The 12,240-nt window shown below is 67.4% G+C and carries 11 protein-coding genes; all 11 read left to right on the top strand.

The window, feature by feature from the left end; all coding sequences use genetic code 11:
* Window positions 1-1,024, top strand: a 1,024-nt coding sequence (locus VGT00_16810) for an amidohydrolase family protein (GenBank protein HEV8533087.1), incomplete at its 5' end; no start/stop codon positions are given.
* A gap of 144 nt (window positions 1,025-1,168) precedes the next feature.
* On the top strand, window positions 1,169-2,623 hold the full coding sequence (locus tag VGT00_16805) for an amidase (GenBank protein HEV8533086.1): 1,455 nt from the start codon (window positions 1,169-1,171) through the stop codon (window positions 2,621-2,623).
* Window positions 2,624-2,827: 204 nt separating this feature from the next.
* Entirely contained in the window at window positions 2,828-4,192 is a 1,365-nt protein-coding gene (locus tag VGT00_16800) for an alkaline phosphatase family protein (GenBank protein HEV8533085.1), read from the top strand.
* On the top strand, window positions 4,192-5,178 hold the full coding sequence (locus VGT00_16795) for an aldo/keto reductase (GenBank protein HEV8533084.1): 987 nt from the start codon (window positions 4,192-4,194) through the stop codon (window positions 5,176-5,178). Before VGT00_16800 ends, VGT00_16795 begins: the two co-directional genes overlap by 1 nt.
* A 115-nt stretch (window positions 5,179-5,293) precedes the next feature.
* A complete protein-coding gene (locus VGT00_16790; GenBank protein HEV8533083.1) occupies window positions 5,294-6,256 on the top strand; it encodes an NAD(P)-dependent oxidoreductase in 963 nt (320 codons plus the stop codon).
* Window positions 6,174-7,322: an acyl-CoA dehydrogenase family protein gene (locus VGT00_16785; GenBank protein HEV8533082.1), complete on the top strand. Its 1,149-nt coding sequence runs from the start codon at window positions 6,174-6,176 to the stop codon at window positions 7,320-7,322. Before VGT00_16790 ends, VGT00_16785 begins: the two co-directional genes overlap by 83 nt.
* Window positions 7,319-8,401: an acyl-CoA dehydrogenase family protein gene (locus tag VGT00_16780; protein HEV8533081.1), complete on the top strand. Its 1,083-nt coding sequence runs from the start codon at window positions 7,319-7,321 to the stop codon at window positions 8,399-8,401. The genes VGT00_16785 and VGT00_16780 overlap by 4 nt, the downstream gene beginning before the upstream one ends.
* 2 nt (window positions 8,402-8,403) lie before the next feature.
* A complete protein-coding gene (locus VGT00_16775) occupies window positions 8,404-8,742 on the top strand; it encodes an antibiotic biosynthesis monooxygenase (GenBank protein HEV8533080.1) in 339 nt (112 codons plus the stop codon).
* A 524-nt stretch (window positions 8,743-9,266) separates the two neighbouring features.
* On the top strand, window positions 9,267-9,686 hold the full coding sequence (locus VGT00_16770) for a prepilin-type N-terminal cleavage/methylation domain-containing protein (protein ID HEV8533079.1): 420 nt from the start codon (window positions 9,267-9,269) through the stop codon (window positions 9,684-9,686).
* A gap of 349 nt (window positions 9,687-10,035) precedes the next feature.
* Window positions 10,036-11,604 carry an ABC transporter substrate-binding protein gene (locus VGT00_16765; protein ID HEV8533078.1) on the top strand — a complete coding sequence of 523 codons (1,569 nt, stop codon included), beginning with the start codon at window positions 10,036-10,038 and terminating at the stop codon, window positions 11,602-11,604.
* A gap of 3 nt (window positions 11,605-11,607) precedes the next feature.
* Window positions 11,608-12,240, top strand: a 633-nt coding sequence (locus VGT00_16760) for an ABC transporter permease (GenBank protein ID HEV8533077.1), incomplete at its 3' end; no start/stop codon positions are given.

The following is a 12,240-nucleotide window of genomic DNA, read 5'->3' as shown; positions in this document are numbered from 1 at the left end:
GCGCGCCCCCCACTACGGGCTTCGCGTCTACATGGGCCAGGCCTTCCGCTCGGGACGGTGGCTGACCAAGGACGGCAAGCGCGTGGAATGGGAGTGGAACGAAGAGCAGGGGCGCCAGGGGCTCGAGCGCGCCATCGATTTCCACGCGCGCTGGGACGGGGCGCACGGGGGTCTCGTGAGCTGCTTCGTCGCGCCCTCCCAGATCGACACCTGTACCCCCAGCCTACTAAAGGATGCCAAGCGCTTCGCCGACGAGGTCAAGCGCCCCTACCAGGTGCACACCTCCCAGTCCGTGGTGGAGTTCAACGAGATGGTGGCCCGCCACGGCCAGACCCCCATCGCCTGGATGCGGGAGCTGGGGGTGCTGGGCCCGAACACGATTCTCGGTCACGCCATCATCATCGGCGGTTCGTCGTGGACCAACTACCCCGAGGGCGATATCCGCCTCATGGCCGAGGCCGGCTGCTCGGTGGCCCACGCGGTGTGGGTCTTCGCCCGGCGGGGTGTGGCCATGGAATCCTTCGCGCGTTACCGCGCGGCGGGGATCAACATGTCGCTCGGCACCGACACCAATCCGCAGAGCGTCATCGAGGCCATGCGCTGGGCGGCGGTGGTGTCCAAGATGATAGAGCGGAACACGGAGGCCACCACGGCCGCGCATGCCTTCGACGCGGCGACCCTCGGGGGGGCGCGGGCGCTCGGCCGCGAGGATCTCGGCCGCATCGCGCCGGGCGCCAAGGCCGACCTCGTGCTGTGGAAGGCCAGCTCGTGGCGGATGACGCCGCTCCGCGACCCCGTGAAGAACATCGTGTACAACGCGACCGACGAGGACGTGGACCGTGTCTACGTCAATGGCCGCGTGGTGGTGGAGGGCGGTCGGGTGCTCGGCGCGGACGAGGGCGCCATCCTGGCCGCGCTCCAGGCGGGGGGTGAGCGCATGTGGCCCCGCATGACGAAGTACGACTGGGCGGGGCGCGGCGCCGATCAGCTCTCCCCTCAGACCTACCCGGAATTGGGAAGCTAATCTAGTCTGGGGGCCGCCCTCCCCGCGGCCCGCGAGTAGGCTACAATGCCCGGCATTGCGAGCTGAGGGACTTCGGTGGGCTGGGCCCCGCCAGTCACGAGGCGAGCGAAATCCGATAGGCCACTTCGAAGCGCGGGAGGCGTGATGCGTGACACCCCATTTCAATCCGCCAGTGAGCTCGCGTCCCAGATACGCCGCAAGAAGATAGGCTGCGCGGAGCTCCTCGAGCTCTATCTCGCCCGGGTCGAGAAGTACAATCCGACGCTCAATGCCATCATCGCGACCGACCTCGAGGCTGCCCGCAAGCGCGCCCGCGCGGCCGACCGGGCGCTGGCGCGCAAGACCCCCTGGGGGCCGCTCCACGGCGTGCCCATGACGATCAAGGAATCCTATGACGTGGTGGGCATGCCGACGACGTGGGGCGTGCCGGAGCTCAAGGACCATGTTCCCCCGCGCAACGCCCTCGCCGTGGATCGCCTCCTCGGCGCGGGCGTGGTGCTCTTCGGCAAGACCAATGTCCCGATCTACCTCGCCGACTATCAGAGCTACAACGCCATCTACGGCACCACGAACAATCCCTGGGACCTGAGCCGCGCGCCGGGCGGCTCGTCCGGCGGCTCCGCGGCCGCCCTCGCCGCGGGCCTCACCGGCTTGGAGGCGGGCAGCGATATCGGCTCGTCCATCCGTAACCCGGCGCACTACTGCGGCGTCTTCGGCCACAAGCCCACCTGGGGGATCGTGCCGCCCCGCGGCCAGGCCCTCCCGGGGCGGGTGTCGCAGACCGACATCTCCGTGATCGGGCCGCTCGGCCGGAGCGCGGAAGACCTCGAGGTCGGCCTCGGCGTGATGGCGGGGCCCGACGAGATAGACGCCGCGGGGTACAAGCTCACGCTGGCCAAGCCGCGCCAGAAGGCTTTGCGTGATTTCAAGGTCGCCGTCATGCTCACCGACCCGATCTCGGAAGTCGACCTCGAGGTCCAGGCCAGGGTCCAGGCGGTGGCCGAGTTCCTTGCCACGAAGCGCGCCAAGGTCAGCGACCGGGCCCGGCCCGACGTGGACTCGTGGGAAGCGCAGCGCGTCTACATCCAGCTCCTGCGCGCGGCGACCTCGGGACGGCTGACGCCCGAGGAGTTCGACAAGACCCTCGAGGCGATCAAGACCCTCGAACCGCAGGACGAAAGCTATTACGCGCGCATGGTGCGGGCCAACGTCATCTCTCACCGCGACTGGCTCGCCGCCAACGAGCGGCGGCACAAGATGCGCTGGAAGTGGGCCGAGTTTTTCAAAGAATATGACCTCTTCCTCTGCCCGGCCGCGGCCTCCGCCGCTTTCCCGCACGATCAGGTGGGCGAGCGCCACGAGAGGACCATCGAGGTCAATGGCCGGCGCGTGCCGACCACCGATCAGCTCTTCTGGGCCGGGTATTCGGGGATGGTCTACCTGCCGTCCACGGTGGCGCCCGCGGGCTTCACGAAGTCGGGGCTGCCCGTCGGGGTCCAGATCATCGGGCCGCAATACGGGGACCGCACCTGCATACACATGGCGCGGCTGCTCGAGCGCGAGTTCCAGGCCTTCGTCCCTCCGCCCGACTTCCCCTAGCCTGGATTATGCACGGACACCTGACCCCCTCACCCTGCCCTCTCCCCCACTGGGGGAGAGGGATGAGAATGAAGAGAGCGGCGTGGCGAGAGTGTTCTCATCCCTCTCCCCCGCCGCGGGGGAGAGGGCAGGGTGAGGGGGCCGTACGAGGAGAGAATCTCCTTCATGAATAATCCAGGCTAGGGCGAGAGGGGAGACCTCGATATGCTTCGGTGGGCTCTCGTGGCCGCGGCGGCCGTCCTCGCCGCCTGCGCCACTTCCCCGCCCGAGCGTCAGGCCTCCGGCGACCCGCGGGAGCGCATCGACCACATCGTGGTCATCTTTCAGGAGAACCGCTCCTTCGACAATGTCTTCGGACTCTTCCCCGGCGCCGACGGGCTCAGCAACTCGCGCTCGGCGCCCCCGCAGGTGGACAGGGACGGTCGCGTCTACCGCAGCCTGCCGCAGCCCATCGACACCTCCAAGCGCCCGCCCGCGCCGGATCTGCGCTTCCCGCCCGATTTGCCCAACGCCCCATTTCTGATCGACTGGTTCGTGCCGCCAGGTGAGAAGACGGGCGACCTGGTCCACCGCTTTTACCAGCAGCAGCACCAGATCAATGGCGGGCGGATGGACAAGTTCGTGGCCTGGAGCGACGCGGCGGGACTGGTCATGGGCCACTACGACGGCTCGAAGCTTGCCACCTGGGCGCTGGCCAAGGAGTTCACGCTGCTCGACCGCTTCCACCACGCGGCCTTTGGCGGCTCCTTCCTCAACCATTTCTGGCTCGTGTGCGCCTGCACGCCGGTGTGGCGGGAGGCGCCCGTGGAGGTCCGGGCGCAGCTCGACGCCAACGGCATGCTGATCAAGGACGGTCAGGTCACGCCCGACGGGTTCGTGGTCAACACGGCCTTCAGCACGTATCAGCCGCACCCTGCCAATGTCGCGCCCGACCGCCGCGTGCCGCCGCAGACCCTGCCCACCATCGGGGACCGGCTGAGCGACGCGCGCGTGAGCTGGGCCTGGTACTCGGGCGGCTGGAATGACGCCCTGGCCGGGAACCCGGACCGGCTCTTCCAGTTCCACCATCAGCCCTTCGCGTACTTTCGCCAGTTCGGCGACGGCACGGCGGCACGGGCGGAGCATCTCAGGGACGAAAAGGATTTCCTCGCCGACGTGGCCGCGGGCCGGCTGCCCGCGGTGGCCTTCGTCAAGCCCATCGGGGCCGACGATGAGCATCCGGGCTATGCCGATATCGCGCGGGGCCAGCAGCACGCCACCGACCTCGTGCGGCGCATCCAGCGGAGTCCGGCCTGGAAGGGCACCGTCATCATCATGACCCACGATGAGAACGGCGGCTTCTGGGACCATGTGCCGCCGCCCGTGGTGGACCGCTGGGGGCCCGGCGCGCGCGTGCCGAGCATCGTCGTGTCGCCCTTCTCCCGGCGCGGCGCCGTGGACCACACCACGTACGACACCACCGCCATCCTGAAATTCATCGAGTGGCGCCACCAGCTGGCCCCGCTCGGCGCGCGCGATGCCGCCGCCGCCAATCTCGTGAACGCCCTCGACTTCAAGGAGCCCAAATGATGCAGATGCGCAAGCTGGGGAAGAGCAGCCTCCACGCCTCGTCCATCGGACTCGGGCTCATGTCCATGTCCGGCACCTATGGCAAGAGCGATGACCAGGAATCCATCGGCGTCATCCACCGCGCCCTCGATCTCGGGATCAACCATCTCGACTCCTCGGACATGTATGGCTGGGGGCAGGGCGAGGAGCTGCTCGGGCGCGCCATCAAAGGCAAGCGCGACCGGGTGCTCGTGGCCACCAAGTTCGGCCAGGTGCGGAGCCCGGACGGCAAGGGCAACCTCGTGGACGGGCGGCCCGCCTACGTCGCGGAAGCCTGCGACGCGAGCCTCAAGCGCCTGGGCGTGGACGTGATCGACCTCTACTACCAGCACCGGGTCGACCCGAAGGTCCCCATCGAGGACACGGTGGGCGGCATGGCGCGGCTCATCGAGCGCGGCAAGGTCCGCTATCTCGGGCTGTCCGAGGCGGCGCCCGAGACCATCCGGCGGGCCCAGGCCGTCCATCCGATCAGCGCCGTCCAGAGCGAGTACTCGCTGCTCTATCGCCAGCCCGCCGAGGACACGATCGCCGCCTGCCGCGAGCTCGGCATCTCCTTCATCGCCTACTCGCCCATCGGGCGGGGTCTGCTGAGCGCCCGGATCAAGCAGGCCGGCGATATTCCGGAAGATGATCGCCGCCGGCAGCACCCGCGCTTCCAGGATCAGAATCTCGAGCACAACCTCGGGCTCGTCCGCCGCATCGAGGAGATCGCGCGGGAGAAAGGCGCTACGCCCTCCCAGCTGGCGCTGGCCTGGCTCCTCGCTCAGGGGGAGGACATCCTGCCCATTCCGGGGACGAAGCGGCGCTCATACCTCGAAGAGAACGTGGAGGCGCTGTCGATCAGCCTGTCCAAGGATGATCTGGCGCGGATCAACGAAGCCATGCCCCCCGGCGCCGCCGCCGGCTCGCGCTATCCCGAAGCCCAGATGAAGGGCGTCTACATCTAACCCTCATCCCTCTCCCCCATCGGAGAGAGGGTCGCAGTTCGAACTGAGAAGCTCGCCTCGAGCGACGAGGTGAGGGCTGAGTGGGTGAGGGGGCAGTCTTGACGAGGAGAAGATCGTGGCCAAGCGACGCGTAGTTCTGACGGGAGCGGCGGGATATGTCGCCCAGCGCATGTTCACGGAGCTCTCGGACCGCTGGGAGCTCGTCCCCATCGACGTGCGGAAGACCACCAGGGCCGGCAAGGCCGTCCCCGGCATCGTGGTTGCCGACCTGACCCGGCGTGACCGCAATGCCTACCGGAAGCATTTCAAGGGCGCCGATGCCGTCATCCACTGCGGCTATGTCAGGGCGCCCGGACTGGACGCCACCACCTGGCAGGACAATGGCGAGGCCAAGTTCTGGGCCGAGCACGACAACGTGACGCTGGCCTACAACGTCTACCGGACCGCCCTCGAGGAGGGTGTGCGGCGCGTGGTGGTGTGCAGCTCCAACCACGCGGCCGACTACTACGAGCGCCTCATCTGGGCGGGCAAGATGGAGATGGTCACGCCGGAGATGCCGCCCCGCTCGGACAACTGGTATGGCTGGGCCAAGGCCGCCTACGAGCTCCTGGGCTTCGTCTTTGCCACCGGCAAGGTGGAGGGCCGCAAGCTCGAGGTCGTCCAGTGGCGGATCGGCGGTCCTCGCGACGACGATATCGACCACGTCAAGCCCGGCGACATCAAGATCATGCACCGGGCCCTGGGGGCCTACCTGTCGCGGCGCGATCAAGTCCAGCAGGCAATCCGCATGGTGGAGACGAAGAACATCGCCGACGAGCACGGGGTACCCTTCCTCATCATTTACGGCATCAGCGGCAATACGCACCGCTTCTGGAGCATCGCCAACGCCCGCGCGAAGATCGGGTACGAGCCCGAGGACGACAGCCAGATCAACTTCGCCGACAAGATCGCCGCCATCGCGAAGGCCGCGAAGGGGAAGCGAGGAAAGAGAACCGATGCCCACGTTCAACTTCGACCTGTGCGAGCTGCCCTCCGAAGCGCAGTCGCTGCGCGCCGAGGTCCGCGAATTTCTTCGTGAAGCTCTGGGGGGCGCGTCGAGCTCCAAGCGCGCGCTCTCCTGGGGCGGCTTCGACCGCGAGTTCTCGCGCCGGCTCGGGGCCCGCGGCTGGATCGGGATGATGTGGCCGAAGAAGTACGGCGGCCACGAGCGGACCGCGCTGGAGCGCTATGTCGTGCTCGAGGAATGCCTGGCCGCGGGCGCACCCGTCTCCGCCCACTGGGTCGCCGACCGCCAGAGCGGTCCCCTGCTCCTGCGCTTCGGGACCGAGGAGCAGCGGCAGCGCTTTCTTCCGCGCATCGCCAAGGGCGAGCTGGCCTTCGCCATCGGCATGAGCGAGCCCGATTCGGGCTCGGATCTCGCCTCGATCCGCACGAGGGCCGAGCATGTCGAGGGCGGTTATCGCGTCAACGGCACCAAGATCTGGACGAGCAATGCGCATATCTCGGACTATGCCATCTCGCTCTTCCGGACCAAGGTGGTGCCGGACAAGAAGCACGAGGGGCTCTCGCAGTTCCTCGTGGATCTCAAGTCCCCCGGCATCCGTATCCGGCCCATCATCGACCTGGCGGGCGGTCATCACTTCAACGAGGTGCACTTCGAGAACGCCTTCGTGCCCGACGACATGCTCGTGGGCAAGGAGGGCGAGGGATGGAGGCAGGTGAGCACCGAGCTCGCCTTCGAGCGTAGCGGCCCCGAGCGCTATCTGTCCTCCATCCGGCTCATCATGGAGCTCATCCGGGAGGCGGGGCGCGAGCCGGGGGAGCGCGCCGCCGTGGTGATCGGCCGGCTGACCGCGCACCTCATCACGCTCCGCCAGATGTCGCTCTCGGTGGCCGGCATGCTGCAGGCTGGGCAGAACCCGAACCTGGAGGCCGCCGTCGTGAAGGATGTCGGCACGGGCTTCGAGCAGGAGATCCCGGAAACGGTTCACGCGTTGCTCGGTGTCGAACCCCGGCTGGGCTCAGGCAGCCAGTTCGAGCGCACGCTGGGCTATCTCGTCCAGCACGCGCCCTCCTTTTCGCTCCGCGGAGGCACGCGCGAAGTGCTCCGCGGCATCATCGCCCGCGGCTTGGGGCTGCGATGAGCACGCGTGAGGGTAAGGAGCTCCGCACCATCCTCGCAGACACGTGCACTCGGCTCTTCACCGCGCAGGTCACGCCGCAGCTTCAGGAATCGGCCGAGAAGGGAACATGGCCCGAGGCCCTGTGGCGGCAGGTCGAAGAGAATGGCCTCACCCTGCCCCAGGTGCCCGAGTCGCGCGGCGGCGCGGGCGGCAGCTGGTCGGACGCGCACGTGGTCCTGACCACGGCCGGGCGTCATGCCGTCCCTCTGCCGATCGCCGAGACCATGATGGGCGGCTGGCTCCTCGCCCAGAGCGGACTCGATGTGCCCATGGGACCGCTCACGGTGGCCCCATCCTCGCTCCACTCGCGTCTGACGCTGGCGCGAGACGGCAATGGCTTTCGGCTCGACGGCTCGGCGCCGCGCGTGCCCTGGGGACGGCAGGCGGAGCACGTGGTGGTGGCCGCCGAGGACGAGGGCCGGCCCATGATCGCCCTCGTCGCGCGTTCGGGCGCCGCCGTCGACGAAGACGTCAATCTCGCCCTCGAGCCGCGGGATACCTTGACGTGGCACGCGGCGACCGTGGTGGCCGCGGCTTCCGGGCCGCCGGCAAGCATGCTCTGGCAGCTCGGCGCGCTCGCGCGAGCGGCCCAGATGGCGGGCGGCCTCGAGTACCTCCTCGCCCAGTCGGTCAAGTACGTGACGGAGCGGAGCCAGTTCGGGCGCACCCTGTCCTCCTTCCAGGCCATCCAGCATCAGCTCGCCCTTCTCGCCGGCCACACGGCGGCGGCCGGGATGGCGGCGCAGCACGCCTTTGGGGTCATGGATGCCCGCGGGGCGGGGAACCTGGGCGAGCCGGCCTTCGAGATCGCCGTGGCCAAGATTCGCGTCGGCGAGGCCGCGGGCCTCGGCGCGGGCATCGCGCATCAGTGTCACGGGGCCATCGGCTTCACCTACGAGCACTCGCTCCACTTCGTCACGCGGCGCCTCTGGTCCTGGCGCGCGGAGTTCGGGGGGGAGAGTCACTGGTCGCTCGAGCTGGGGCGAGAGGTCGCCGCGCGGGGCGCGGAGGCGCTCTGGCCTCACCTGACGTCCAGGTAGAGGTGGAGGGGACCCGCCCGGCCATCTTCGTGGTCAAGGCGACCATCGCGCCGGAGCGGGAGGCCGCCTTCAACGAGTGGTACAACACCCAGCGGGCGTCGGAGGCGGCGCGCGTGCCCGGCTGCCTCGCCATGCGCCGCTATGCCGCCATCGCCCTCGAAGGCGACCATGCGGGCGCCGAGCCCTGGCAGTACATGGTGGTCTACGAATTCGAATCCGAGGCGGCCCTCCAGGACTTCGTCCAGTCGGACACGCTCAAGGCCATGACCCGCGACTACAATGCCCGCTTCGCGGGCGCCGGCGAGCGCGCACGATTCACCTACCGCCAGATCTTCCCTTAAGCAGGCGGCTGAAAAAGGCCCATCTGCGGCGATGAGCGCTTGCGCGAAGAGGCCTAACCGCTCAGCCAAGGTCATTCACACCTAGCCAATCATAAGACGGCGCCCTCGGCAGCAGGTTCAACGTACAGAGAGTACGCCTCACCTGCGGATCGACGCAGCCCTCGTCTCGCGTCGGCCGATGGCCGCCGCTCAACTCGAACGGCGGGGCGCTGCCTCGCATCTGGACCTTTTTGAGCCGCCTGCAGGCCCGGATCAAGAGTGGGTCGCGGATTGTCAACCGGGCGGCACAGGATGTCGTCAGCCTGTCGCCTCCGTGACGCCCAGAAAGCCCGCGCCCGTCCGTTGGAGCCCCCTGAGCAAAAACACGAGCGCCCGTCGCCCAAATTCCGGGCTTTGCGGCGTCAGCATGCTGACAGAGGCCGCAGCCGCCGCTTGGCACCGAGCGTGCAATCACGAAGGGCATGATGGTTAGCTTGATCTCAAACATTTCAGAGCAGCACAAACTCTCAAAGGAGACGGAACCCATGTTGAGTTTCTGGCACACGAAGAGGAAGGCGCTGGGTAACCAGCGCGGCTTCACGCTCATCGAGCTGATGATCGTGGTGGCCATCATCGGCATCCTCGCGGCCATCGCGATTCCGCTGTACGCCAACGTGCAGACCCGCGCCCGCGTAGCCAAGGCCCAGGCCGATTCGCGCACGCTGGGCTCGGCCATCAGCATGTTCACAGCCCACATTGGCGCGCTGCCCGCGGCCATGACAGACCTCACCCAGGCGACCACGAACGGCCTCGGCCAGACCGCCGGACCCTTCATGGCCAGAATCCCCACGCCTCCCCCGGGTGGCTCGCCTGCTTGGTCGGGTACCTACACCTATACCTCGAGCACCACGGGCACGTTCTCCGTCACCGCCAACGGCGACGGCACCACCATCACCGTTCCGTAACGCCACGCTGGAATCCACCCGCCGCGCCGGAGAGGTCGAGAGCCCTCCCGGCGCGGCGCTGTTTTTCCCGTCTTTATTCAGCCCTCGCCTCGCCGCTGATCTACTCAGCCCTCGCCTCAGGGCTTCGCCCTTCAGCTCGAACTGCCTCGCCTACGGAATCAATTCAGCTCTCGCCTCGCGACGGTCCGGGGGCAGCCGCTCAGCTCGAAGGGCGGGCAGCGTCTCGGCTCGAAGTTCTACCACCTCCTGCCTCCTCACGGGCACTCGGGTTGTGCCGTTGACAAGCCCGCCGCATCAGGGCAAAGTCACGGCACCTGTCCGTACGCATTCCCTCGATGGAGGTGGCGGTATGACGCGATCCGGTTCGCCTCGGCGGCTCCTCACGGCAAGCATGGCCATCCTGTTCGGGATCGCCGCTCTGGCCTCGGCGGCCCAGGCGCAGACCAAGGGCGGCGTCATCCGGGTGGGCAATCTCGGAGAGCCGCCCGCCCTCGACGCCCACTGGACCACCGCCAGCATCACCGAGACGCTGACCAATCACGTCTACGAGGGGCTGTACAGCCTGGACTCCAGCAACCGGCCCATCCCCATGCTGGCGGAGGGCCATACCGTCAGCAAGGACGGCCTCGTCTACACCTTCAAGCTTCGCCAGGGCGTCAAGTTCCACAACGGCAAGGAGATGACCTCCGAGGACGTCGTCGCCTCGCTCGGCCGCTGGGGGAAGCAGTCGATCTATGGCAAGACGCTCTTCGCCCAGGTGGCGGAGTTCAAGGCCGTGGACAAGTACACGGTGGAGATGCGGCTCAAGGAGAAGTCGGCCATCGTGCTCATCTCGCTCGCGGTGCCGAACAACTTCGGAGCCATTTACCCGAAGGAGATCGCCGAGAAGTTCCCCCCTGAGCAGAAGGCGACCGAGTGGATCGGCACCGGACCCTTCAAGATTGCCGATTGGAAGCCTGATCAATACATCCGGATGGTCCGCTTCGACGAGTACAAGTCGCGCAACGAGAAGCCGAATGGCTATGGCGGGGGCAAGACCGCCTACGTGGACGAGATCCGCTGGATCCCCGTGCCCGAGGTGGCGACCCGCGTGGCCCAGGTGGAGACGGGCGAGCTGGACTTCGCCGACGACCTCAACCTGGACTCCTATGACCGCCTCAAGAAGTCCGCAAACGCTCGTCCCATCGTGTCCAAGCCCTACTACTGGCTCGTCGCGGTCTTCAACAAGAAGGAAGGCCTGATGACGAACCAGAAGCTGCGCCAGGCCTGGCAGGCCGCCATCGACATCGAGCCGATCATGAAGAACGTGGCGGGGGGCAAGGCCGAGTTCTACCGCATGGACTCGAGTCTGCTCATGGTCGAGATCCCGGCGTGGCACACCAAGCTCTCCGGGCTGCCGTGGAACGAGCGGAACAAGGACAAGGCCAAGCGGCTCCTCCAGGAGGCCGGCTACAAGAAGGAGCCCATCCGCTTCATGACCACGCAGGAATACAAGTGGATGTACGACTTCGCCATCCTGACCAAACAGCAGCTCGAGGACGTGGGCTTCAATATCGACCTCCAGGTGGTGGACTGGGCGACTCTGGTCAAACGGCGCAATAATTCAAAAGAGTACGACGCCTTCACCACGGGCATCGGGGCCTTCTATGATCCGACGCACACCGTCTTTCTCACCCCGCACTGGCCGGGCTGGACCACCGACGAGGACATCCTCCGCATTCAAGCCGAGCTGGCCCGGGAGACGGACCAGAAGAAGCGCTTCGCCCTCTGGGAGCAGCAGACGCGCCAGTTCTACGAGAAGGTGCCCGTGATCCGCTACGGCGACCTCTTTGGGCTCCGCGCGATCCGCAACACGATGAAGGGCTTCAACGAGAAGACCGAGCGCATCCGCTTCTACAACGTCTGGCTGGAGAAGTAATGCGTGGGGCCTTACCTCGTCCGACGGGTCCTGGCCCTCCTGCCCGTGATGGCCGTGGTGGTCACCGTCGTGTTTCTGCTCATCCACCTGATCCCGGGCGATCCCGTCTCCGTCATGCTGGGCCCGGACGCCACGCCTTCCCAGATCGAGAAGACCCGACAGGGCCTGGGGCTCGACCGGCCCATCTATGACCAGCTGCTAGGCTTCTACGCGCGCATCCTGCGCGGTGATCTCGGGCAATCGTACTTCCTCGACCGGCCCGTGACGCAGGCGCTGTGGGAGCGCGCCGAGCCGACTCTCGTCCTCACCACCATGGCCCTCCTCGTGGCCGTGATCATCGGCGTGCCGTCCGGCACGATCGCGGCCGCTTACCGCGGCTCGCCGTGGGACCGCGCGCTCATGTTCATCTCCCTGCTCGGCGTCTGCATTCCGGGATTCTGGCTCTCCCTCAACCTCATCTACTTCTTCGCGGTGCGGCTCGGCTGGCTGCCCGCCGCGGGCTATGTCTCGATCTTCAGCGACCCGGTAGCCGGCCTCCGGTACATGGTGCTGCCCGCGCTCTCCCTCGGCTTCAACCAGTCGGCCCTCATCGCGCGCATCGCGCGCTCCTGCATGCTCGAGGTGCTCCAGCAGGAC

This window comes from Candidatus Methylomirabilota bacterium (assembly GCA_036002485.1).
In the GTDB taxonomy this organism is placed as follows: domain Bacteria; phylum Methylomirabilota; class Methylomirabilia; order Rokubacteriales; family CSP1-6; genus AR37.
This window is presented reverse-complemented; position numbering and strand designations above follow the sequence as displayed.